This is a genomic window from Nocardia nepalensis (assembly GCF_048910785.1).
GTDB lineage: Bacteria > Actinomycetota > Actinomycetes > Mycobacteriales > Mycobacteriaceae > Nocardia > Nocardia nepalensis.
This window is the reverse complement of sequence record NZ_JBKBET010000035.1, coordinates 183,197-207,270: the sequence shown is the minus strand read 5'-3', so window position 1 is coordinate 207,270 and position 24,074 is coordinate 183,197. Positions and strand designations below refer to the sequence as shown.

The 24,074-nt window shown below is 65.5% G+C and carries 22 protein-coding genes; 11 read left to right on the top strand and 11 right to left on the bottom strand.

Features of this window, described 5'->3' with window-relative positions; translation table 11 throughout:
• Nucleotides 1-2 precede the first annotated feature (2 nt).
• The 7 genes from ACHQ4I_RS29600 to ACHQ4I_RS29570 all read left to right on the top strand — a co-directional run bounded on the left by ACHQ4I_RS29600 (nt 3) and on the right by ACHQ4I_RS29570 (nt 6,854).
• Complete coding sequence (locus ACHQ4I_RS29600; protein ID WP_420775156.1) at nt 3-812, top strand: ABC transporter ATP-binding protein; 810 nt, start codon at nt 3-5, stop codon at nt 810-812.
• Nucleotides 809-1,648, top strand: coding sequence for an ABC transporter permease (locus ACHQ4I_RS29595; protein WP_420775155.1), 840 nt, complete (start codon nt 809-811; stop codon nt 1,646-1,648). Before ACHQ4I_RS29600 ends, ACHQ4I_RS29595 begins: the two co-directional genes overlap by 4 nt.
• 11 nt (nt 1,649-1,659) lie before the next feature.
• Nucleotides 1,660-2,691 carry an ABC transporter substrate-binding protein gene (locus ACHQ4I_RS29590; protein ID WP_420775154.1) on the top strand — a complete coding sequence of 344 codons (1,032 nt, stop codon included), beginning with the start codon at nt 1,660-1,662 and terminating at the stop codon, nt 2,689-2,691.
• Nucleotides 2,688-3,539, top strand: a complete 852-nt coding sequence (locus ACHQ4I_RS29585; protein WP_420775153.1) for a cyclase family protein — start codon at nt 2,688-2,690, stop codon at nt 3,537-3,539. The genes ACHQ4I_RS29590 and ACHQ4I_RS29585 overlap by 4 nt, the downstream gene beginning before the upstream one ends.
• Entirely contained in the window at nt 3,529-4,899 is a 1,371-nt protein-coding gene (locus tag ACHQ4I_RS29580) for an MmgE/PrpD family protein (protein WP_420775152.1), read from the top strand. Before ACHQ4I_RS29585 ends, ACHQ4I_RS29580 begins: the two co-directional genes overlap by 11 nt.
• Before the next feature lie 114 nt (nt 4,900-5,013).
• The gene (locus ACHQ4I_RS29575; RefSeq protein WP_420775151.1) at nt 5,014-5,715 is read left to right on the top strand and encodes a DUF8020 domain-containing protein; all 702 of its coding nucleotides are present in this window, start codon (nt 5,014-5,016) and stop codon (nt 5,713-5,715) included.
• 287 nt (nt 5,716-6,002) lie between these two features.
• On the top strand, nt 6,003-6,854 hold the full coding sequence (locus tag ACHQ4I_RS29570; RefSeq protein WP_420775150.1) for an alpha/beta fold hydrolase: 852 nt from the start codon (nt 6,003-6,005) through the stop codon (nt 6,852-6,854).
• Nucleotides 6,855-7,056: 202 nt separating this feature from the next.
• Here the strand turns inward: ACHQ4I_RS29570 and ACHQ4I_RS29565 are convergent, their stop codons facing one another.
• Nucleotides 7,057-7,440, bottom strand: coding sequence for a hypothetical protein (locus ACHQ4I_RS29565; protein ID WP_420775149.1), 384 nt, complete (start codon nt 7,438-7,440; stop codon nt 7,057-7,059).
• Nucleotides 7,441-7,627: 187 nt separating this feature from the next.
• On the opposite strand from ACHQ4I_RS29565, the gene ACHQ4I_RS29560 reads away from it, so the two are divergent.
• A complete protein-coding gene (locus tag ACHQ4I_RS29560) occupies nt 7,628-8,677 on the top strand; it encodes an endonuclease/exonuclease/phosphatase family protein (protein ID WP_420775148.1) in 1,050 nt (349 codons plus the stop codon).
• A gap of 36 nt (nt 8,678-8,713) precedes the next feature.
• Nucleotides 8,714-9,787 carry an alpha/beta hydrolase gene (locus tag ACHQ4I_RS29555; RefSeq protein ID WP_420775147.1) on the top strand — a complete coding sequence of 358 codons (1,074 nt, stop codon included), beginning with the start codon at nt 8,714-8,716 and terminating at the stop codon, nt 9,785-9,787.
• Nucleotides 9,788-9,806: 19 nt separating this feature from the next.
• Here ACHQ4I_RS29555 and ACHQ4I_RS29550 read toward each other — a convergent pair whose 3' ends face one another.
• The 8 genes from ACHQ4I_RS29550 to ACHQ4I_RS29515 all read right to left on the bottom strand — a co-directional run bounded on the left by ACHQ4I_RS29550 (nt 9,807) and on the right by ACHQ4I_RS29515 (nt 18,340).
• On the bottom strand, nt 9,807-10,973 hold the full coding sequence (locus ACHQ4I_RS29550) for an MAB_1171c family putative transporter (RefSeq protein ID WP_420775146.1): 1,167 nt from the start codon (nt 10,971-10,973) through the stop codon (nt 9,807-9,809).
• A 1-nt stretch (nt 10,974) separates the two neighbouring features.
• Nucleotides 10,975-11,487, bottom strand: coding sequence for a zinc metalloprotease (locus ACHQ4I_RS29545; protein WP_420775145.1), 513 nt, complete (start codon nt 11,485-11,487; stop codon nt 10,975-10,977).
• Between the two features lie 137 nt (nt 11,488-11,624).
• The gene (locus ACHQ4I_RS29540; protein ID WP_420775144.1) at nt 11,625-12,194 is read right to left on the bottom strand and encodes a Dabb family protein; all 570 of its coding nucleotides are present in this window, start codon (nt 12,192-12,194) and stop codon (nt 11,625-11,627) included.
• Nucleotides 12,194-12,514 carry a hypothetical protein gene (locus ACHQ4I_RS29535; protein WP_420775143.1) on the bottom strand — a complete coding sequence of 107 codons (321 nt, stop codon included), beginning with the start codon at nt 12,512-12,514 and terminating at the stop codon, nt 12,194-12,196. The genes ACHQ4I_RS29540 and ACHQ4I_RS29535 overlap by 1 nt, the downstream gene beginning before the upstream one ends.
• A gap of 5 nt (nt 12,515-12,519) precedes the next feature.
• Nucleotides 12,520-13,434 (bottom strand): LLM class F420-dependent oxidoreductase, encoded by a 915-nt coding sequence (locus ACHQ4I_RS29530; protein ID WP_420775142.1) that lies wholly within the window; start codon nt 13,432-13,434, stop codon nt 12,520-12,522.
• A gap of 358 nt (nt 13,435-13,792) precedes the next feature.
• Entirely contained in the window at nt 13,793-15,958 is a 2,166-nt protein-coding gene (locus tag ACHQ4I_RS29525; protein WP_420775141.1) for an acyltransferase family protein, read from the bottom strand.
• Between the two features lie 113 nt (nt 15,959-16,071).
• Nucleotides 16,072-18,009: an FHA domain-containing protein gene (locus ACHQ4I_RS29520; RefSeq protein WP_420775140.1), complete on the bottom strand. Its 1,938-nt coding sequence runs from the start codon at nt 18,007-18,009 to the stop codon at nt 16,072-16,074.
• Nucleotides 18,010-18,148: 139 nt separating this feature from the next.
• The gene (locus ACHQ4I_RS29515; protein WP_420775139.1) at nt 18,149-18,340 is read right to left on the bottom strand and encodes a hypothetical protein; all 192 of its coding nucleotides are present in this window, start codon (nt 18,338-18,340) and stop codon (nt 18,149-18,151) included.
• Between the two features lie 122 nt (nt 18,341-18,462).
• Here ACHQ4I_RS29515 and ACHQ4I_RS29510 point away from each other — a divergent pair, with 122 nt between their 5' ends.
• Nucleotides 18,463-20,556 (top strand): serine/threonine-protein kinase, encoded by a 2,094-nt coding sequence (locus tag ACHQ4I_RS29510; protein WP_420775138.1) that lies wholly within the window; start codon nt 18,463-18,465, stop codon nt 20,554-20,556.
• Between the two features lie 69 nt (nt 20,557-20,625).
• Here ACHQ4I_RS29510 and ACHQ4I_RS29505 read toward each other — a convergent pair whose 3' ends face one another.
• Nucleotides 20,626-21,120: a DUF2510 domain-containing protein gene (locus ACHQ4I_RS29505; protein WP_420775137.1), complete on the bottom strand. Its 495-nt coding sequence runs from the start codon at nt 21,118-21,120 to the stop codon at nt 20,626-20,628.
• A 264-nt stretch (nt 21,121-21,384) separates the two neighbouring features.
• Between ACHQ4I_RS29505 and ACHQ4I_RS29500 the strand changes: the two genes are divergently transcribed.
• On the top strand, nt 21,385-22,206 hold the full coding sequence (locus ACHQ4I_RS29500; RefSeq protein ID WP_420775136.1) for an RDD family protein: 822 nt from the start codon (nt 21,385-21,387) through the stop codon (nt 22,204-22,206).
• Nucleotides 22,207-22,335: 129 nt separating this feature from the next.
• Here the strand turns inward: ACHQ4I_RS29500 and ACHQ4I_RS29495 are convergent, their stop codons facing one another.
• The gene (locus ACHQ4I_RS29495) at nt 22,336-23,976 is read right to left on the bottom strand and encodes a GMC oxidoreductase (RefSeq protein ID WP_420775135.1); all 1,641 of its coding nucleotides are present in this window, start codon (nt 23,974-23,976) and stop codon (nt 22,336-22,338) included.
• Nucleotides 23,977-24,074: the final 98 nt, after the last annotated feature.

The window sequence follows — 24,074 nt, the reverse complement described above, 5'->3', positions numbered from 1 at the left end:
CCATGAGTGCCCACCCCACACCGGACCGGTCGCCGGTATTGATCGAATTCTCCGACGTCGCAATGACGTTCCGTGACGCCAAGCGTTCTTTTCGTGCGATAGACCGGCTGTCGCTCGCGATCCCGCGCGGGCAGTTCTGCTGCATTGTCGGGCCGAGCGGATGCGGTAAGTCGACACTATTGAACCTGGTCGCCGGGCTGCTGGAGCCCAGCGGCGGCACGGTGCGCTACGACGGAAAACCCGTGGCGGGTGCGAACACTCGCGTCGGCTACGTCACCCAGAAGGACAATCTGCTGCCATGGCGTACGGTGCGCGCCAATGTGCGGCTGCCGCTGGAACTGCGCGGACTCGGCAAGAGCGAGATCGAACGCCGCACCGAGGAAGTACTCGAGCTGGTCGGCCTCAGCGGATTCGCCGAGGTGTATCCGCGGCAGTTGTCCGGTGGGATGCGCAAGCGGGTAACCCTGGCCCGCACCCTGGTCTACGAGCCGGAGGTAATCCTCGCCGACGAGCCGTTCGGCGCCCTCGACAGCCAACTGCGCACGGTGTTGCAGGGCGAACTGCTCGACATCCGGGCACGCACGAATGCCACCGTCCTGTTCATCACCCATGATCTGGGTGAGGCGATCGCTTTGGGGGACCGGGTGCTGGTGATGAGTGCGCGACCCAGCCGTGTCTTGCTCGACGAACCGGTCACGCTGCCCCAGCCGCGTGATGTTTTCACGGCGCGTTTCGATCCAGCGTTCTCGCGATTGCACGAAACACTGTGGGCGGCCCTGAGTCCCGAAGTCGAATCAGGGGTGCCCGCATGAGCGCCATCGCGGCTGCCCGCGCCACCGCTACAGTGACCACCGCCGTGGACGACGCCGATTTCGACGGTCGCTACCGCCGGAGAAAACGCAGGTATCGGCTGGTGGTATACACGGCCCGGATTCTGATCGTCGCCGCGTTGCTGGGTGCCTGGCAGGGATTGTCAGGGCCGGTGATCGATCCGTTCTGGGTGTCCTCGCCGCAGGCTATCTGGGAGCGGCTGTCGGAGTGGACTCGCGACGGTACTCTGGCCGCCAACGCACAGGCGACGCTGCTGGCCATGGCAATCGGCCTGATGCTGGGTTCGGCGGCCGGGATCGTCACCGGATTCCTGTTGGGCCGCGTCCGCTTCCTCGGCGATGTGCTCAATCCGTTCATCATCGCCATGAACAGCCTGCCCAAACTGGCGCTCGCGCCGCTGTTCATCCTGTGGTTCGGGATCGGGTTGCAGGCCAAGGTCGTGATGACGGCGCTGGTGTGCTTCTTCCTCGTCTTTTACAACACTTTCGCCGGAGCCCGCGACGCCGACGCCGAACTGCTCGGCGTGGTCACCGTGCTCGGCGCCAACGGCCGCCAGCGACTGATGAAAGTGATTCTGCCGCACACGATGTCGTGGATCCTGACCGGATTCCGGCTGGCCGTGCCGTACTCGCTGCTCGGCGCGGTGGTCTCCGAGATCACTGCATCCAATGAGGGATTGGGCCATCTGCTCAAGACCTCAGCCAACACCTTCGACACCGCCGGCACCTTCGCCGCCATCGCCGTTCTCGTGGTGGTCGCGCTGCTGCTCAATATCGCGGTGACTCGCGCCGAGAGCCTCAGCTCCCGGTGGAAGTGAAAGAAAACGCCATGTCACCCAGAATCCGAATGGCGGCCGTGCTGGCCGCGCTCGCCCTCACCGGGTCCGCTGTCGTCGGCTGCGCCGCGGGCGGACCCACCGTCACCAGCTGTTCCGGGGAGACGGTGAAGATCGGCCAGTCCACGGCGAACAACCTGCAGTACGCGGCGCTGTACGTCGCCCAGGAGCAGGGTTTCCTCCGAGATCACGGTCTGACGATCGAATCCCTGGAAATGGGTGGGGGTTCGGAAGCCATCCAAGCCTTGGCAGGCGGCAGCGTGGATGTCGCCCTGACCACCTTCGCGGCCATCCTCAGCGCCTCCGAGCGCGGCGCGCCGCTGGTGGCTTTCGCCGCGACAGCCAACCGCAACACCGCCGACATCGGCGTGAAGAACCGTTACGCCCCGCCCGCGGGCGCGGACCTGGACACCGCGGTCCGGGGCCTGCGCGGCCTCAAAGTGGCCGTGACCTCGGCCGGTTCGGGCGCTGACCAGACGCTGCGCTATTTGCTGCGGCATGCGGGCATGAATCCGGACACCGATGTGAACATCGTGTCGGCCGGCGGTGCGGCCGAAACCGTCGCCGCCTTCGCCAACGGCTCGGTCGACGGCTACATCATCGGCCCGCCGTCGTCACTGGTGGCCGCCGAACGCGGCGACGGGCGCGTCATGCTGCGCCTGGCCTCCGGAATCGCTCCCGACCTGGACAATCTGCTCTACGGCGTGGCCGCCACGAGCAAGGCCACCATGAGCAGGAAGGAGGTTGTGATGCACTGCTTCGCCAAGGCGTTGAGCCAAGCAGACGCGTTCATTCACGGTCAGCCCGAGCAGGCAGCGGCCCTGCTCCGGTCCCGCTTCCCGGACATGGACGACAAGCAGTTCGCGCAGAGCTGGGATCCGATCGTCAAGGCGACACCCGCTACCGCGGCCATCGATCCCGCAGAGGCCGCCAAAGCCGCCCAGTTCGTGAGCACCGTGCTCAACAAGTCCGGTATCGACGCCACCAAGGCGTACGACACCCGCTTCGCCGAGGACATGAAATGACCAACCACACAGTCGATTCCGGCGCAACCCTGCGATCCGTCATTGCCGCACTGGGTGGATGGCGCACCATCGAACTGGGCCAACCGCTCGAGAACGGCATGCCCTGCTCGCCCAGTCACCCCGGCTTTCGGATGGCCTTGCTGCGCCGCCATGGTGATCGGGTCAATGCCCAAGGTGGCTCGGGCGCAAACGAACTCATCGTCACTGGTGGGCATGTCGGCACCCATCTGGACGCCCTGTGCCACGCGTCCATCGACGGCCACATGTACGGCGGTGTCGACGCGCACGCCGCCAGCGTCGGCGGTGCGTTCACCGCCTACGGCGTGGACACGGTCACGCCGTTCCTGTGCCGGGGTGTACTGGCCGATATCCCGACGCTGCTCGGCGTGGCGCGGCTGGAGCCGGGATTCGGGATCACCGCTGAGCATTTGCGCGCGGCCTTCGGCGATACCGTTCCCGGTACCGGTGAGGTTGCGCTCATCCGGACCGGCTGGCCGCAGCTCTATCATGACCCGGTCGCCTACGTGGGTCATGAGACCGGCGTCCCAGGTATCACTGCCGAGGCGGCGAAGTACCTGGCCGACACCGGAATCCGGGCGGTGTGCAGCGACACCATCGCCACCGACCGGATTCTTCCCGGCGTCGGCCACGCCGCCCTGCCCGCCCACGGTGTGCTGCTCGTCGAGCGCGGCGTGCACATCATGGAGGTGCTGACCTTCGAGGAGCTGGCTGCGACGGGCGCACGCGAGATCCTGTATCTGGCCGTGCCGCTGCGGATCACGGGCGCCACCGGCTCGCCGATCCGGCCGCTCGCGTTGGTTCCGGAGGCGGTCGAGGATGCCTCCTGAACTGACGCGGGCAGTGGCCGAGTGGGCGCATGCGGTCTACTCGAAGTCCGAAGTGCCTGCTGCGGTCGTCCAAGCCGCGGGGGCGCATCTCGTCGACACCGTCGCCGTCACCATCGCCGGAATGCGGGAAGCGCCTGTCGAATCCGTCAGGCGCGCCACGCGGACCCGGGACGACAGCGGCAGGTTCGCTCTCGTGCTTGGCACCGCCGCGCACGCCCTCGACTACGACAACGCCCAGACACCGTCCCTGGTCCATCCGGGTTGCGTCATCGTGCCGACGGCTGTCGCCGCCTCGGTCGCGAGTCAGCGATCCGATGCTCTCGATCTGCTGCGCGCCATCGCGGTGGGGGAGGAGATCAGTCTCTGGCTCGGTGAGAACGCAGTGAGCGAGGGCAATTCCGTGCTGTTCGAGCGCGGGTTCCATCCGACCGCGGTATGCACGCCGATCGGCGCCGCGGTGACCGCTGGACTGCTGCGCGGCCTGACCCCGGGGCAGCTCATGCATGCCATCGGCACCGCGGCCTCGCTGTCCGGTGGAATTCTCGAAGGCAACCGGACCGGTGGCCAGACCAAACCCATGCACGCCGGATTCGCCGCGGCGGCAGGGCTGCTGGCCGTCGACCTTGCCGCAGTGGGCGCGACCGCGCCACCGACCGCCCTCGAAGGCCGATTCGGATTCCTGCACGCGTTCCTGGGTGTCGAGCCCGCCGCGGTCGACTGGCCGACCGGCGAGCTCTGGCGCGTCGAGTCGGTGACCACCAAACCCTATCCCACCAACGGGTTCACCCACTCCGCCATTGACGCCGCGTTGCTCCTGCGCGCACAGGGATTTCGTCTGGAGCAGGGGGCGAGACTTCGGATCGGCGTCGCGGAACAGGTGCTGCGCACCATCGCCTTCCCCGAAGACGCCAAGTATGCACCAGAGACTCCGTACGCGGCCCGCTTCTCCGGTCCGGTGGTCGTCGCGATTGCCCTGCTCCGCGGTTCGGGACTCGGTGTGGGGCTCGCGGACTTCGACCAAGGGAATCCCTTGCGGGCCACCGTGCTCGACGCGGCCCGACGCATCCGATTCGAGGCCGATCCGGTGGCCACGGCGGCGTTCCCTGCTCGGGTGGCCGCCGATGCGTTGGGTATCGACAGCGACGGCGGCACCCACCACGTCCACGTCGATACCGGTCGGGGCAGCCCAGGAAATCCGCTGTCCGCACCCGAACTGCGCACGAAATTCGATGACTGCGCCGCACCGCAGCTGGGTGCGAATGCCACCTCCACGCTGTGGGATGCGCTCCAAGCAGTCACTGCGGGCGACGACAAGGCCTGTGCCGCAGTGATTTCCACCCTCACCGAACATTTCGGCTGAGCGCCGCTCACCACTTCTACCCCGCCTGCCACGCCGGACGACTTCTCGTGTCGGCGTGACCAGGCGCGCCCAGAACTCGACCGGTCCGGTCCGAGAAGAAATAAGGAGTACCCGATGAAGAACACGACCATGGCATCAGCGCTGCTCGTCGCAGCCGTCAGCCTCGGCGCGGCGCACGCGAACGCCGGTCCGCTCGCTGACTCCGGCGCGGTCGCCTACACCGCGACAAGCACCGACAGATCCACCATCATCAGCACCGACGCAGGCTCGATGGTCGTGGACGACGGCGTATTCAAGATCAAATCAGGTAACGGGACCGTGCTGGCGGGAACCGAATTGTCGTTCCGGGTAGACGATTTCGTCTTCCCGATCGCTGCCCACATCTCGGGGCGGACCGCCACGCTCACGCCGCTGTTCGATCCGCAGCACGCCACCTACCAGCCCGTGGCCCTCCCGTTCGAGGATCAAGCGCCGTGGAAGAACTCCTACGACCGCGAGCAAGCCGCTTGGAGCCGGATGACGAGCACCATCACCATGGGTGCCACCATCGGCACCCTCGCCGGTGGACTCGGCGGCGCGGCGATCGGCTGCCTGCTCGGCGGAATCGCCGGTGCGACAGTCGCTTCCGCCGCCATTGTCGGGCTGTTCGGAGGCTTCCTGCCTGCCGCCGCGATCGGCTGCCTCGGCGGAATCCTGGCCATCGGCGCACTCGGCACGGTCGCAGGCCAACTGCTCGTCACCGCCCCGGTGGCGATCATGGCCGCGGTGCAGTATTTCACCACCATCAACCAGGCACCGCCGACGCCGGCCAAGTGAATCACTCCTCACCCGGGAGGCTGCCACCATAAAAAGACTCCATTGATCAGCCTGACGGGTGCGGTCAGCGTGACGGGTGGAAGAAGTTGTTGAACGCTTGTCTGTTCGGATGCTGGCGTCGGCGTATCTGGAAATCGATGCGAGGTATGTCCGGTGTGGGCGATCATGGATGGGCGATGGCGCCTCAGGTCACTGACGTCGCAGTTGATAGTTCTATGAACACCCGGAATGCAGCTCGTCTTGCTCGCTGAATGTTTGCAGTCAGCCACTACTTCGGGAGGTTTGTCATGAACGATGAGCGTGACCGGTTCGCTGAGCTGTCCGACGTCAGGATGTGCTACCGCGACGAGGGGGATCCGACGGGGGAACCGCTGGTGCTGATAATGGGGCTCAGCTCTCAGCTGATCCACTGGCCCCAGGAAATCGTCGACCACCTCGGCGCGCGCGGCTACCGGGTGATCCGTCCCGACAACCGCGACAGCGGTCTGACCGAGTGGAAAATCACGCCGAGCCAGTACTACCTGAGAGCAATCGCGCGTGACACTGTCGAGTTGCTCGACTATCTCGGTATCGACAAGGCCCACGTCGTCGGCGCCTCGATGGGCGGTATGGTCGCCCAACTCCTCGCTATCGAGTACCCCCAGCGGGTGCTTTCACTGTGCTCGATCATGAGCACACCGCACGTCAGCATCGGCATGGCCGATAACGAAATCCTCCAAGAGCTGACAAAACCGCTACCACCCGATCGTGACGCGGCGATCGAACAGATCGTCGCGCTGTACACGCTCATCGGCTCGAAGACCTACGCCGAGCACGAGCGTGAGCGCCGCTACGCACTCGCGGCCCAGGCCTATGACCGCGCGCGCCACCCCGAGGGCCCAGGACGCCAAGTCACCGCGGCCGTCATCGCTCCCAACCGCACGGAAAGACTCCAGCAACTGCAGTTGCCCGCGCTGGTCATTCACGGTGTCGAGGATTCGCTCATCAAGATCGCCGGCGGCGAGGCCACCCACGCGGCGATCCCCGGATCGAACTACCTGCCCTTGGCCGCGATGGGCCACGACATACCCGCGCCGCTGTTCGACGCAATCGTCGCGGCCATCGACGAAAACGCGGCCCGGCGCCCCGCGATCGTCTGACCCTCGCCACACCCCACGCTGTCACCGGGTGGCCCGCGCCAGACGCCACCCGGTGACGGGGCCGTGTCAGTTCTCGATTCGGCGAACGAGTGCTCGACTCGAGTCAGGCGGCGGGGATCGATGTGCTGGCCGTCCGCGCGCCGGGCCGACCCGTCCGACAAGGCGTTCGGCTCGACATGACCGAAGAGGCGAGCGTCCTGTGTCAGGGCGTGTCCAGCGCAGTGGCGGGGACGCCGTAGGGCAGGAACCGCACGCGACGGCGTTCATCGGTATTGTCCCGATGCGCACGCAAGGCCTCGAGCTCGCTCGGAAAAACCTGCTCGACCCTGGCCTCGCCAGCGTCGTCGACGCTGTAGATGACCCACACCCCACTGCCGGTCTCGCCGGTGGTCTCACCCTCCGGCTTCGGCGGCCGGGTCCGCCCCGGCTGAACGAACTGATCGAGCAGCGACGCCAGCGAAGTCGCGCTCGCACGATCGATATATTCGCTGGCCTTTCCGAGCAGGTCGCGGAATTCGATCCCCATCTCCCGCAACACGCGTTCGAATTCTTCCGGATCAATTCCGAAAGGCCTGTCGGGTGCCATCACATTGCTCCTTGACGACGAATTCGGCGCACGCCTTCAGTGTCCTCGCGCAACCCCGACTTCGCCACGCCCGCCGTGGTCATGGCGATTTCGGCGTGTCCGCCGGTAGGCCCGCACCTGAGCCTGGATGTGCAGAACCCGCATCGATCGCAATCGATGGCATTTCGATGGAGGCCATCATGGGTTGATGACGCGAAGCGACGATGAGTTGGGGTCAGCAGGAACGGGAGCGCTCGCAGCTGAGGCGGTGCTGTCCGCTGCCGCAATCGCGGTACGCGAGATCCGTGTGCTCGCATTGAACACGTGGCACAGCGGCAGCAAAGTCGCCAATGGTATTCAGCTGATCACCGATCTCATCATCTCGACGCAGGCCTCGATCGTGCTGCTCTCGGAGGCAACCGAAGCGACCACGGCCGTCGCGGCCGAACTGGCACGGCGGGGCCGCGAGTTCAACGCCGTCCCCTCGCACGACACAGGAATTCTGTCGGTGTTTCCGGTCGAGGACAGCGCCGATCGGCGATGGATGGTCAAGGCGCGGTTGAACATCGACGGTAAGCGCCTCACCGTCTACTCCGCGCATCTGGAATATCGCTGGTATGCCTGCAACCTGCCCCGAGGGTACGGCCCCGGGGTCCCGGCGCCGGGGGAGTTCGCCGAGCACGAGTGGAACCGGCTGCCGGCGGGCCCAGTGACCGACCCCGCCGTGATCCGGCGCATCAACGCGGCCTCGGGCCGCCCCGAGGTCATCAGCGACTTTCTCGCCGACGCGAAAGCCGAGATCGCCGAGGGGGCTTCGGTCATCATCGGTGGGGACCTGAACGAGCCGTCCCTGCTGGATTGGACGCCCGCGACAGCGAAGATGTTCGACCACAACGGTGTGGTGTCGGAGTGGGAGACCACTCGACGCCTGCAGCAAGCCGGTTTCGTCGATGCCTACCGATCGATGTACCCGGACCCGGCCACCCACCCCGGATCGACCTGGCCCTCGGACAACGTCGATGTGGATGTCTCCGAGCTCGCCTGGGCTCCCGCGGCCGACGAGCGCGACCGCGTCGACTACATCTTCGCTCGTGGTGCCGCGCTGCGGTTGTCTGCCGTCGGCATCATCGGCCCGCGCGGGTCCATCGCGCGCGGTACCCGACTCCAAGAACCAACCCAGGACAATTTCCTGGCGACGCCGACGCGGTGGGGCAGCGACCACAAAGGCATCTTCGCGACATACCAACTCGCCGACTGACACCGCCGTCGCGGTGCGGATCGTATAGTCGTACCGGTGCCGAGGATCCGCCGCACGTTGTTCGAGAATCTGCCGCTACCGATGAAGAAGGCGGCAGTCCAGACGATGCTCGGTCTTCCACGACCGATCCGGCGGATCATCGCGGGACCGGCCGCACGCATCGACGGTCAGGAACAAGACCTCGACGCCCAGCTCGTGACCCGCCTCATGAGGGTCAGCGGCATGGAGTTGTTCGGCGGTCCCATCGACCGGGCCCGCGCGCACACCGACGAGGGCGCGACCGTCATGGGCGGTACTCTCGCTGGCCCTGACATGGGCATCAGGGAAATCACCATCCCGGCAACCGGTTACGACATCCCGGCGACCCTGTACTCGCCCGCCGGTCTGCCCGACGAGGTCGGACTGCTCGTGTTCTATCACGGTGGCGGCTGGAGCGTCGGGTCGCGCCACAGCCACGAACCCGTCGCGCGTTTTCTCGCCGTCCACGCCGGTGTCCGAGTCCTGTCGATCGAGTACCGGCTCGCACCGGAGAATCCGTTCCCGGCCGCCGTCGACGATGCGGTGACAGCCTTCGGTTATGCCCACGCCCACGCGGGCGAAATCGGCGCCGACCCCGCGCGCATCGCTGTCGGTGGCGACAGTGCCGGTGGCAATCTCGCTGCCGTGGTCGCTCAGTGCACCACTGCCGGTGGCGGACCGTCTCCGGCGTTTCAGCTACTCCTCTATCCCGCAACGGATCTCGGTGCGCGAACCGCATCCCGGCGCCTGTTCGCCGCTGGGTTCCTGCTGACCGCGGACGACATTCGGTGGGCGAATACCAATTACCTGCCCGACGGCGCCGAGCTGACCGACCCCCGGCTCTCGCCCCTGCACGGCGACCCTGCGGGCGTCGCGCCGGCCTATATCGCCACCGCCGGATTCGACCCGCTTCGCGACGAGGGCGACAGCTACGCCGAGAAACTGGCGGCCGCGGGAGTCGCGGTCATTCATGATCGTTATCCCGACCTGCCCCATGGATACCTCAACTTCCTGGGCATCGGCGGGCGGGCACACCAAGCCGCACTCGCCGCTGCGCACGCACTCGAAACCGGCCTCGCTGAGGGGAATTAGCCCACACTGCGAAACGCGGCTACGGCGACTTTGTCAAGGCACGGACATGTGGCCATGCCTTGGCAAGTGCGAGTAGCTGGCGCAGCTCCGCGGTGAGGTCCCGTGCCCCCGGTTGGACTTGGTGCCGGGGCGTGAACCGGCTCGCGCTCGGGGGGTGCCCGGCAGCTTTGGTGGCAATGGCCTCGGCGATGCTGCGGGCATAGATATGTGGGTCACCGCCGGTGGCAGCCAGATCGCCGGGGATGTCGCTGTAGCGCTTGAGATGTAGCAGGCTGTCGCGGATCTCGACCGTCATGCGGTGCAGACGGATGGCCGGGTCTGTTCGGCCGTTGTGGTCGCGGCGCATCTCCAGGACGATTTCGGGTGCGGCTGCGGTGAGATCGGCCCACATCGGCCGCAGGCGGCGGCAGTACCGGCCGGTGCGGTCCCATCCGAGGTGGGTGAGCAGGGTGCTGATCAGCGGCACCGTGATCACGGCGGGAGCGCCGACCGCCGAGAGCAGGAAGCCGCTCCATGCTTTCCAGTGCATCTCGGGATCGAATGACGGTTGGCCTGTCATGACATTGACGGCGGTCTCGAGCGGGTACACCACGGCTATGGCACCCAGACCCACTATGGTGCCCAGGAGCGCTGTGTACAGTGCACGTTCCTGCCAGGTGGTGGCGCCGGCGGCGCGCATCTCGCGCACACTTACCCGACCGCCGAGCAGCGCTGTAGCGCCGAGCGGCAGGGAGAACGCGACCCAGACCACGACGGCCGGCCAGCCGAGGGCTTGGTCGATCAACTGGTCGGCGCGGCGGGCGGGCGTCCCCGCGATCAGAATGACGGCGGTGGCGGTGAAGGTGACGAGGTAATAGCGCCACTGCCTGCGCCACGTGTCGGCGGGATCGGCGCCTGCCCACAACTTGACTAGGCCATAGATGTTCGAGACGGCCAACACGGTTGCTCCCAGCGAGAGCTGTCGGGCGATGTTCACCACGTCGCGGTCGTCGCCGGGCAGCAGCCAGGCCAGTGACTGTTCGAACCATGCCTCCCGCAACAGGTATTCGCAGAGGCCGGCGGCGAGCGCGCGGTTGATGAGCCGGTCGACGAAGCTGTCCCGCAACAGCCACCACCGACCGGCGAGCACCAACGCCATACATATCAGGACGGGCCAGGTGATCAGGCCCGGGATCGGGGAGGTCATCTCATCGATGCCGGTTTCGGAAGAACGTCGAGCGGAACCGGCTCGCCGACCGCTTCGGCAGCATCGCTTCGACCAGCAGCAGGTCGGCGAAGGTTTCGGCGGCGCGCTCGCGCTCACTGCCGTAGTCCTGGCGGCGCAGTACGCTGCGGATGGTTTCCAGCGACAGCGAGGGCATCAATTCGTGCAACTGCAGATCGGCCGCGGCGCCACCGGGACCGCTCGCAGTCCCACCGTGGCCGAGCAGCATGTGACCGATCTCGTGGGCGATGATGTGATCGGCATGCCATTCGGTGTCGGCCCCGTACATGATCACGTCGTCGCCTTCCCGGGCGATCCACAGGCCACTTCCGGTACCGCATCCGTTCCCCGAGAGTGCGCCGACGTCGATCGGGCACAACGTGATCGGCCGTCCCCGGTACTCAGCCACGCGCGCGATGTATTCCGTTATGTCCCATGGGTGGGGAATCGGTACCAGGCGACCCAGCTCCTCGAATCGCGCGGCGAGATCCTCCATTACGCCTTCCCTCGTTGATCACCTGACCCATGCTGATATTGCGGTGAGCTTAGTCGCCCACGGAGCATTGCCGCTGACGTGGCCTGTCGCGCAAGCCTTCTCGCATCCCCTTCGGCGGATGACGTTGTGTGCCTGCCCTACCCGAGGATCGGGCTGTCGGCCCAGCGGAAGACATGGGCGATGGCGGGCTCGACGATTGCGTCGGGAATCTCCGGGTCGAACCAGCGATCGACGCAGGTCCAGTGATAGGGGTGCAGCAGGTATTCGCCGTTGAGACCGTCGGTGTCGGTGAACTCCTGCTCCCACGCGTGCGTCCAGCCCGCGGCGGCGTCGGTTCTGCTCAGTGCCCACGACTGAATGCTGTGGATGTGTCGGGGCATCGCGGTGAGGTCCGCTTCGAACCGTGCGACGGTGTGCTCGGGTGTGCCGGGGCGGACCCGCAGTAGCAGGGTCCGTTTGACTCGCGGCCCCGATAACGCAACCTGCTGCGACGCAACCGGTGTCAGCGCCACGATATCGGCTGATGCAGGCAGGCCGGGCACTGCTTGCCGGGGCTCGACATCGGCGGTCAGGTCCCACGTCATGCCCGATCCGCCGACGCTGCCGGGTAGATCGGGCCCAGCCGAACAGATACGCACCCCGGATGTCCCGGCTTCGGGTAGCACGACCGCGGTATCGACCGGCGTGCGAATGAACCAACGGGTCATCAGTTCACCTCCAGTGGTTGCAGCATGCGGCGGTCGCGGGAGATGGCGATGGCGTCGGACTCGACCCAGAATCGGATCACCTTCGGATCCGCACCGGCCGCGGCGCGCATACCGTAGAAGGCGTAGCCGCCGTCGAGTTCCCACAGAATGTGGATCGAGACGGTGTCGGGTGATGGGTAGGAGCGCCATACGCGCACGACGCGCATGCCACGCTGGTCGTGCGCGTCAGGTAAGTAATCGGTATGCCAGCGTTGCAGCCACGAATCGGCGTGCTCTGCCGGGAGGGTTACCTCATCGAGTACGTTGACGACGTCGCTCACGGGTTTCACAGTTTCTCCAGCGTGTCTTGATAGCGGGCGAGGTAGTCGCGCAGGCCGTTCAGGCCCCGTGGGCCGAGCATCGATTCCGGGCCGAACAGCGGCGGGTTGATCACCAGTCGGGAAGCGCCCGCTGTCACATACGGCCGGATGAAGTCCGGGTCGAACTCGCGTGTCATGTCACACGAGCCCGGCCAAGCGGTGAATTCGACGGCATCCGAGGCTCTTCCGACCGCGGCGGCGGTCTCCCGGATCAGGTCGGCTCGCAGCGCGAAGTCCTCGGGACCAATCGTGTAGGGGAACCAACCGTCCGCGAGTCGACCCGCTCGCCGCACCGCGGGTTCGCTGTTACCGCCCAGCACAATTGGAATCGCACCGCTGGCCGGTTGCGGCACACAATGCAGTCCGTTGAAGGATGCGTAGGCACCGTGGAAACTTGCCGGAGCGTCGGCCCACAGAGTCCGCATCGCGCCGATGCAGTCGTCCAGGCGAGCGCCCCGCGCACGATAGGGCACACCGACCGCGGCGTATTCCTCTTTCTGCCAGCCGATGCCCAATCCGAGCATCAGCCGACCGCCGGAGTGCAGGTCGATGGTCGCGGCCCGTTTGGCCAGCACGACCGGACTGTGTAGGGGCGCGACGACCATAGCGGTGCCGAACCGCAGCGTGGTCGTGGAACCCGCGGCGAAGGCGATGGTCTCGAGCGGATCGGTCATCGGGACAACTCCGGGTTCCGGACCGGGCATTCGTCCGTCGGCCGAATACGGATACAACGGTTCATAACTCTCCGCTACCGCCACATGCTCGACGGTCCACAATGATTCGACGCCGCAGTCCTCCAGCGTGCCGGCGAAGTCGCGGAGAAACCCGCCAGAGGTGATGAGACCCTCGACATAAGGCGCCAATACGCCGATTCGAACCATGGTCGCGGCTCCATTCGTTTTCCGAGCTATCCGCCGAACCCGCGGCTGCGGGCTGCCGAATCGAGCCTGACGTGTGACGGCCGTCGCATACTCGGCCGATCTCGCTGATCAAGACCCATGGGTCAAATGGCATGCGGAGCCGATATCGGGGGACTATGGCGCATGCGCCCGCGAATACGGGCTGCCTGTGGTCTGCGTCGAGCTCGTGAATCCGGGGCGACTTCCTCTGTGCTGAGCCAGATTTGGCCGTTACTGCCTTCGGCCGCTTTCGCTGCGTCGTTCTCGGCGCGGCTTGCGTCGGTCGATGGTGGCTATGTCTCGCAACGCCCTGAGTCGAGCTCGGATCCGCATGGCTGGCTCAGCTGTTGGTGAGCGCGCGGTCAGTGAGTGCGGCGATGACCGGTGCGAGTGTTCTGGCATAGCTGACGGTGATGTGATTGTCGTCGCGGTAGACCAGGTTGTCACCGATGATGAGGGGGCAGCGGGCGGTGGTGCAGAACAGCGAGGTCAGATCGGCGTACTGGCCGCCGCCGGCGATGGCTGCCGCCTGCTCGGCCGCGATACCCGCGTCGTTGACCGCGTCCGGGCGCGCTGGCGCGCATGCCGCGGCATTGTCGATATGTTCGGACAGGCAGGTCGGCACGGTGGTGTGCGGATCGGGGATGGACCCGAGGACGAGGACCGCTGCTCCGGTCGCGCGCAGCTGGCCGACCAGGAGGTTCAGGCTCTCGACCCAGGCCTGGTCGTAAGAGACGAAGCCGAAATCGGCGCCGTAGCGCCGGGACATGCTCACCACGATCAGGCGGGGGTGCTCGACCCGCAATCGGGTCAGGATCTGGCCGCGCCACTGCTCGCATTCGGTGTAGTTCCGGCCGAGATACGGGCTGGTGATGGGCAGTTCGAGCAACGGGCAGGTGACCTTGGCCATGGTTTCCAGCCGCCAGTGCCGCTGCGCGGCGATCGTCTCTAACGCCGGCTGCCACATCGCGGCGTGTGAATCGCCGACCAGGGCCACCGTCGTGGCCGAGTCCGGATCGCCGGAGGCGCACTCGGCCTGGCCCACCTCACGCCACGATCGCACGCAGCCGTCGACGAACACGCCCGCCTTGTCGCCGGGCGCGTCCGCCAGTGAGGGGGTGAGATTCGAAGGGACAGAACGGATTTCGGCCGAGGCAGCGACTGCGGTCTGCGTCTGTGCGGTCAGCTGCCGGACCGCCGCGTCGCGCGTGTCGGCGCTGGGAGCAGCCGGTGCGGCCGGCGTGGCGAGCGTAAGAGCCGCGGCCGCCGCGCCGCGGCCGACCGGGACGGGAATGAGCACCAGCAGCATCAGCGCCACACCACCGGCGACCGCGGTGATCGCGCCGCCACAGGCCAGGCTGCGTGCGCCCGACCCGCGCAACGGGGCGGCGAAGCGCACCGGATTCTCGACCAGCCACAACGTGAGCATGGCGAGTCCGCCTGCCATCATCACCGCGCCCATCGAGCCGACCCGTCCGAGCTGGTGACCGAGCACGCGCGGCGCCAGCAGCAATACCGGCCAGTGCCACAGATACCAGGAGTAGGACACGCGGCCGATCGCCCGCATTACCGGCAGCGCCAGTCCGCGACCGATCCCGAATCGTGTTTGCGCACAACCCGATCCGATCACCAGGGCGGTACCGAGAACGGGCAGCAGGGCCGCAGTGCCCGGATACGGTGTCTTCCCGTTCAGCTGGGTACACGCCGCGACTATCAGGGCGAGACCGATCCATCCGGCCGGGGCGACAACCGATTTCGGTAACCGGGACCACGCAGTGACCGACAGCGCGATCATGCCCCCGGCGCCCAGCTCCCAGGCCCGCGTCGGCAGCGAGAAGAAAGCCAACGGTGGCAGCGTGCGGGTCCAGATCAGCGAGATCACGAAGGAGAGCCCGGTGACGACGGCAAGAACGATCAGGTACGGGAACACGGTGGCCGATCCGATTCGGCGCCGTCGCGCGAACCAGGCCGTGACGGCGATCAGTACCGGCCACAGCAGATAGAACTGCTCCTCCACACCGAGCGACCAGAAGTGCTGAAACGGCGACGGAAGCGTGTCGCCGGCAAGGTAGTCGGTGCCGCGCAGCGCGAGCCGATAGTTCCCGGCGTACAAGGCGCTGGCGATCCCATCGCCGAGGACCTGCCGAGCCTGCAGTGGCGGCAGCAGTACGGCCGCACCGATCGCGGTGGCAACCAGCACGACCCCCGCCGCGGGCAGCAGACGGCGAGCCCGCGCGCCGTAGAACCGGACCAGCCCGACTGTGTCGGCGGTAGCCGCTGCCCGCCAGAGGATTCCGGTGACGAGGAAGCCAGAGATGACGAAAAAGACATCGACACCAACGAATCCGCCCCCGACCCCGGGCATGTTCGCATGGAAGAGCACAACGGCCAGTACGGCAACTGCTCGTAACCCCTCGATATCGGGCCGAAATCGCCCGCGCGGTGTCGCATCGTGCGCCTGATCAGCCCGCCGATCTATCAATCCGCCGCTCGCCGCCACCGTCATGGGCGGCATTGTTATCGTTCTCGCCGGCTATGTCACGGCAACTCACCGCGTAGCAGATTTCCCCGATCCGCACCGTAGCCTCGAGGTGACCGAGCAGTTCTGAAGCTATGGCGTCAGCCGAACCTTACGGGATTCACGACGCGAACTTCATTTTGTGGGCCGACGATCAGGATCGCGTCGGCGCCCTTGATGCCACGAGGGATCTCGAGGTTCTGTTCGACACACTGCTTCGCTTCGCCCAGTTTCCATGTGCTCTCTGCCTGGAAGAGAACGGTGCGTTTGTCGTCGGCGATAAAGGCGATGACGAATGGCGTGGCATCGGGTATCCCGGTGACCTCGAATTTTGCGTAGATGACGTCGCCGACCGCAATCCCCGTCAACGTCTGGGGGTGGTCCTCGGTGCTGGCACCTTCGCATCCCTCCGAAGAGGATTTGCCCCAGCCCGCCGATCGCACCGTCGCCTTCGCATCGAGATGCGGCAGTTTATCGAGGTAGGGCGATACATACTTGGGGTCGCCGCCCTTGCGCGCGATCCGAATGATGTCGGCGCCGAGTGCGACCGGTCGGATGAGAGACGAACCCGATGTGAATTCGCCGAGCCTTCCCCCCGAGGTCTCGGCTGTCACGACCGCCGAGTTGATCCCGATCAATTCACCGGCGTTGTTGATCGAGGCACCTCCGGAGTTTCCCGAGGCCAATCGCTCGGTGCTGTCGATCCAGAAGCGGTCGGTGTGTGTCACCGGGTCGGACATGAAGCTCGAGACATCGCCGCTGGTAACGGTCAGCGGTCCGGTAACCGCGCGGCCGGAGGTCAACGAGGGGTAACCGAGGGCGGTGATGTGGTCGCCCGTGTGCAAGGCATCGCTGTTACCGATCGGCAGGGGTTCGGGCAATTCGAGTTGCCCGCCGTCGAGGGCGGACCCGTCGGCCTTGGCGTTGATCTTCATCACCGCCAGATCGAGATAGCCGTCGGAGACGATGGTGGTCGCGCGATACTTGGTTTCCGCCGGGCTGGCGTCGTCTTTCGTCAGCGCGATCAGGTACATCGGAGCCTCGTCGCTTTGTTCCGGGCTTCCCGGCGCGCTCGGATGCCCGACGTGCACGTTCGTCAAGATCAGCCCGTCGGAACTGATGAGGGTTCCCGATCCCCGCCACAGGGGCACACCGTCTTGCTCGGCCGCGATGATCTCGACGCTCGCCCGCTTGGCGCGGTCGAGTCGCGACGCGGTCAAGGTGGTCGGTTCTGGTGCTCTGCCCGAGAGCAGGAACACCGCAGCGACGCCGAGGGCCAAGACCAGGACGCCCAGGACGGCCGCCCCGCGCACAAGGATGCGGCGGCGACGCTTCGCGGCGAAAAGCTTCTGTGCCGCGGCGACATCGACCAGGGGCACCAGCGTCAACTCGTATCCGGCAGTCGGGTGACCCAGATACACCTGGGTGGGCGTGGTGATCTTCTTCTCGACGATTCGTTCACCGTCGATAAAGGACCCGGACGTGGAGCGGTCCAGCAACCACCACCCGTCCGGTCGTGCCTCGACCACGGCGTGCTGTCGCGAGACGGCTGGGTGGTCGGCGACGACGTCCAAATCGGGTTCGCGGCCGATCCGGACTGTGGAGCCCCACTCGATCTGCGTGTCGCCGTCCCGGGTGCGGATCAACATGCCCGGGCCGGGCTGTCCCGTGGCGGACTCTCCGGAGATGTAGACGCGGGTGGCCTCCAGGTATGGCGTTCGTTTTGTCGGCTCGTCCGCAGTCGGCAGGTCGATCGTGATCGTCGCCTCGACGCCATCGGCCCCCATACCGAAGCGCACCGCTGTCGACGGCCCCAGCGTGATGTGCTCGACGCGCTGTTCGTTCACCCATGTGCCCTGGCTGCTGGCGTTGTCGTGCAGGTCCCATCCGACGGCGGTTGGTCGCAGTTCGGCATGTATGCGCGAAACACCTGGTGCATCCAGCTGGATATCCGCATCCTGAGACCGCCCGATGCGCAGGACTCTGTCCTCGTCGAAGGTCCATGCGAGGCTTGCGGCCTGAAATTGGAGGCGATACATGTGTCTCTCCCAATCAGGGTGTTCCCATTGTCAGGATGACGCGGTGCAGGTGGCGGCTGAGCAGAATTGCATTGAGCAGCGTCAGCCGCGGGCAGACGACCGTGTGGTCGTACCCGCCCGCACGCCGTGGTCAAGCTTCTCACAAGATTCGGCGGGGTTCGGACGAATTGCGCTTCGCGTGCTGGATATCCGATGAGTGAATACGGTTGACGGCGTCGATCCGAGAAAGACAGGCAGGAAGTACGGCCAGAAGCTCGTAATTCAATGTCTGGGCGGCGAATTGCAGCGTGTGCATATCGGAGGTGCAAAGCTCCTCGAGGGCGGTCAGCAACGGATTCTCATCGGACGTTCGGCAATAGGCCCGCAATCGTCCAGCAACCCGCCCCGGTTCGTGAGAAACTTGACCATCATGCGCGGTCGTATGTATCTGCAACGGTCGTGGAGATCGGTTCGGTGACCGAAACGCCGCGATCTCCCGGTGCCGGCGCGTGGTTCGGGAAGTACCGACTGGACCGATTGATCGGTCGGGGCGGTATGGGCGAGGTGTACGAAGCCTACGACGCGACCAAAGACCGAACCGTCGCGATCAAGGTGCTGCCGGCGCAACTCGCCGATGACCCGCTCTACCGGGAACGGTTTCAACGCGAGTCGCACTCCGCGGCCCGTCTGCAGGAAGCGCATGTCATCCCCATCCACGACTACGGAGAGATCGACGGGCGTCTTTATATCGACATGCGGTTGGTCCAGGGTTCTAGCCTGCGGTCGCTGCTGAACTCGACGGGCCCGCTGCCTCCCGCCCGGGCTGTCGCACTGATCGCGCAGGTAGCCGCGGCATTGGACGCCGCACACGCACAAGGCCTGATTCATCGCGATGTCAAGCCGGACAACATCCTCGTCACGGCCGGTGACTTCGTGTATCTGGTGGATTTCGGGATCGCGCACGTGGCGACGGATGCCCGGCTCACCTCGGCCAGTGCCACGATCGGTTCCTTCCACTACATAGCCCCGGAACGGTTCGGAGCGGCCCCGGTGTCCGCAAGCGTCGACGTCTACTCGTTGGCGTGCGTGCTGTACGAATGCCTGACCGGTGTACGTCCATTCACCGCTGATACCGACGCCGCCCTCATCCACTCGCATCTGTACGAACCGCCACCCAAACCCAGCATGATGCGATCCGACATCCCACCCGGGTTCGACGCGGTCATCGCGCGCGGCTTGGCCAAGTCTCCCGAAGACCGGTACGCGAGCGCTGGTGAGTTGGCCAGGGCAGCCTCCGAGCAAGTGGGCGGCTCGTACTACGACTCACCAACCATCGGCCTGGTGCCGCCCGACGCCGTCGCGACCCGACTACCACCGAGTCCATTGCCAGCGGCATCCAGCGGTGAACCATTGCCAGCTGCATCCAGCGGTGAACCATTGCCAGCTGCATCCAGCGGTGAGCGTGGACCGGCATCGGTGGGACGGAAACGGCGTTGGGTAGTGGTCGGTGTCATCGCGGCGCTGGTGATCTTGGCCGCTGGTGGCCTTGGTATCTGGAAACTGGTGGGACACAGGTCCGTATCCGAATCCAAAGGCAACCCGGCACCCACGGCGGCGTCGCCGCCCGCAGCCCCGCCGACCGACCTGACCGCGGCGGATATCGGTCTGCTCAAGGTGATGCCCGTGTTCGGTTACAACCGCAGCAACTGCAAACACCAGAACCCGGCTTTCGGGGCCGACGCCGTTCTCAGGTGCGGCAACAATCCCTCCGTCGGTGCGCCAGGTGGGCTGTTCTACCACTTCCCGAATGCCGATGTCCTGACGGCGGCCTACCGTTCGTTCACAGCCTCATTGCATACCAGCAATTGCCCTGCGGACCCGCCCGGTATCGACGGGTCGTTGACCACCGAAGGCAAGGAGGTCGGGCGCCGTGCGTGCTACGCCGACAAGTCCGTCACGCCGCCCGCGCCGTCGACGATCATCACGAACAACAACCCCGCGGTCATGGAATTCTTCAATTGGACCGACCCGGGCGGACAAGACGCACTGGATTCTTTCGTGCACGACGGTAACGCAGCGGTGCAGAGCGAACCCGGGCACGACCCGGACTTCTATACTCCGGCCGACCTCGAGCTGTTCGACAAGTACATGGATACCAAGAGATACGGCAAGGCGAACTGTCGACACTCCGATCCACCGTCCCCGGCGAAGGCAATCCTGGTCTGCGACAGCAACCCGGCCGCCGGCGCGCCCAACGGCGTATTCTTCGCATATCCGGACAAGGAATCGACGCAGACCATGTACGACGCCATCTTGAAGATGCAGCAGGTGCACGGCTGCGGCGGATCGGTTGGGTCCGACGATGCGTGGTTCGTAAAGGGCAAACGTGTCGGCCGATACACCTGCATGATAGACCCGAGCGCCAAAAACGTTCCCGCGCTCGTGGCCAGCGCCGAAAATGCATTCCTGAATGTCGAATTCTTCGCCGACTCGCCGGATAGTCCTTACCAGGTTCCCAAGACCGAGACCGAGTTGGTCGATTGGTTCAAGAAGACATATCCTGCTTGAACCCTGGATTTGTAAGCGGCCGACCCGACCCGGGATCCCGGAACGAAGTCGAAGGGTTGACCTTCGTGCTCAGTGATGAATTGCCGCGAAGGCAATGAGGGAGACCACAACCACTGCTATGCAAATGCAGTAGACGCTGCCGATGACGCCGCAGATGTAACCAGCCTTAACTGCGCTCCGGCCGCCGATCGTGCCACCGGACCTGTCGATCTCGCGGAGTGCCCGTTTGCCCCGCCGCCAGGCGAAGGGGCCGATAAGCGCACAGATGGTCAAGCTGAGGATGCCCAGGACCAGAATGGTCGTCGCTTCAGGATGCTCTCGCGTCCCGTAATACCAACGCGGGGTTGGGGTTTCGGTCATCGGAGGCATGTCGCCCTGCCCGGGAGTCCGGCCCGTCCAGCTCGCCCCATCCCAGTAGCGCATCAACGCAGCGCCGCCGGGGTCGCGGTACCAGCCGGCGGGCAGCGTGTCGGCGGGAGTGCGCGCCATCGTCTTCCCGAGCCTGGCCAGCCCGATCACGGCCACGAGGAGGCCGAGCAGAATTATCCAGTGCCACGCACTCATCGCACTTCCCCCACCGCGATCAGCGTGGGCACTCGCGCCATCTGTCGACTACGCCAGGTCATCGTTTTCATTTGCGGATCGCTGGTGCATGGTGCTGTCGGATCCGCCGAGTCGGTCTTGTCCAGACGATCCGCTGTCCGATGATCTCGCGTGCCGCGCGCCGCTGATGCCGGCCATGAGCATGCCGGCGAGGGTAACTACGCCCCCGAGAATTAGCGCTGTTTTGTCCATGTGATTCCTTCATGGCGAAAGCCCGCCACGCCGATGGGTTTCGGTACAGACCCTGGTTCCGGATCCGCTCGTCGAGGCGACTTCCGCTGGATAATCGCTGCTGGGAAGTGGATTTATTCGCGTTCAGCATCGACCCGCGTCGGGGACGCCGATAGGCACCCCGGGGTTGGGTTCGACCACCCCCAGGGGTTTCGGCGGTGCGCCCACCGCGCGGGTCAAAGATCTAAACCCTGGGTTGGGTATTCGCATCGGTGGATCGGGCACAAGATGATGAATAACCCGACGGCGCGACTCGAGGCGCGGACCGGGTCCCCCCACCAGTACGAAGCCGAGAGGTGCACAAGCATGTCCGCATACCAACGACCGCTGGGATCGTCACCACCGCAAACACTGCCGGGGGCATGGATCCGGTTCGCGGCGTTGTTGATCGACATGGTCGCCTCGGCTGTCCTCCTCTTGCCCATCGCCTTCGCGGTTGGAGCTATCGGACTGACGCATGAACTGAGCGACCTCACCTCGCGTCTTATCGTCGCGGCCCTGATACTGCTCTACTTTGCGGGGTTCCAGGCTTGGGTGGGTTGGACCCCCGGCATGCGGTTGCTGGGTATGCGGGTACGGGGACCCGGGGATGCGAACAAACCGAGCTTCGCGGCGGCTCTGATCCGCAACTGCTACCTGCTACTGTTCCTCGCTACCCCCGACACGGACCTGTATGCGCTGATCGACTTCGCCTTATTAATAGCCATCGGTTACACGATCGCGAAAAGTCCTGCGCGCCAGGGAATTCACGACCAATTGGCCGGAGGAACCCGAGTTGTCGCCTACCGGCCCGAAGGGAGCACCGGTTTGCCATGAGTTCGGGACCGGATCGCGTCCGGTGGCGGGCCTGGCCACGGGTTGGCCGATGTATGACGCATGGCCGCGGACGAGGATCGTGGCCCGCCGACCGCGAGCTGTGCGGCGGGCGGTCGGCAGGCCGAGTAGTTACGCCAGGTCGGAGGCGATGATCTTTTCGATATTGCGTTCCGCGAGGCCGGTGATCGTCAGGAACGGGTTGACACCTGTGTTGCCCGGAATGAGTGACCCGTCGATGACGTACAGGCCGGAGTATCCGTTGAGGCGGCCGTAGTTGTCGGTGGCCTGTCCGAGCAAGCAGCCGCCGAGCGGGTGGTAGACGAAGTCGTCGCCCCAGACTTTGTAGACGCCGAACAGATCGGTCCGATAGATCGTGCCCGCCTTGGAATTAATGGCATCGAATACGCGTTTCGCGGCATCGATCGACGGCTGGGTGTACGACGCCTGCCAGGACAGATCTACCCCGCCGGTGGACGAGTTGTAGGTGAACTTGGCGCGGTTGGGGTTCTTGGTGATTGCCAGATAGAGATTCACGCCGTTCTCGGTACCTGTTGGGAACGGGGCGATTTCGGCGAATACCGGACCGTTGGCGTCGGCCCAGCTGTCGATGCCCATGCAGGGAATCGCGGATTGCAGCGCCCCGGTCAAATCCAGCCCGGCCCGGCCGACCATCACATTGCCGTTATTGCCCCAACCCGCGCCGACCGAATCGGCCAGGTTCGGCAGCTTGCCCAGCGCTTTCATGGTCACCAGCAGCTTGCTGGTGCCGACGCTGCCCGCCGCGAAGAAGACCTTGTCCGCGGTGACGGTTTTCGTCGCCACTGTATTGCCGAGCACGTCGATCTGGGTGATGACCACCGTGTAGCCGCTCGCCGCCGGTGCCACGCTGGTGACCTTGTGCAGCGGGGAGATGCTCAGGTTGCCGGTCGCGGCGGCCACCGCCAGATAGGTCTTGTCCAGCGAGCGTTTTCCGTAGTTGTTGCCGTAGATCACCTCACCGCCCAGTGCCGAGCGAGTGGCGGTATTCGCCTGCTCCTTCTGCATATAACCGAAGTCGTAGACATTGGGCACGAATGTTGTTGTGTAGCCTGCGTTGTTGGCGGTTTTGCGACTGACCCGCGCGTATTTGTAGCATTCGGCGGATTCGAACCAGGCCGAGTCGACATTGTTGACGCCGAGCGCGGCCTGCGCCCGGGGAAAGTAGGTGGAGTACATCGTCGTCGCGTCGACCGATGGCAGGATCTGTTGGAAGTAGTCCTGTTTCGGCAGGGGAGCCATACCGCCGTTGACCAGCGAGCCGCCGCCGACCCCGCGGCCCTGGTAAACCCGTGTCGCCGCGAAATGCTCCGAATCGAGCACACCGGCGTCGCTCGGGCTGATGTCTCGGTTGATATCCGCCCCGACGAAATAGCCGATCGGCTGCTCGGTCCTGGTTCGGAACCAATACGAGCGCTCGTCCGGATCGGTCATGGTGCAGAAGACTTTTCCGTCCGAGCCGGGTGTGGTCCAGTTCTGCCCCATCTCGATCATCGCCACCTGCTTGCCCGCCTGGCACAAGCGCAGCGCGGCGACCGCGCCGCCGTAGCCGCTTCCGATGATCAGATTCGGCACATGATCCCCGTTGCCGATGGGTGCCGCCGACGCCTTCGCGGTCCACGCGGCCGGGCTGAGCGCCATAGCTCCGGCCGCAATTGCGGTGCCCGCCAAGAATTTGCGGCGGGTCATCCCTTGGCGAACGCCGGTGTTGGCCGAGGGGCGTCGGTCGTACATGAGTGAAACCTTCCGATTTGAGGCGTAGGAAAGTGCCTCGAGTCGGCAGACTGTAACAGGTTCTAATTGGGCGTCGACGTAAATCGTATTGTTGACGT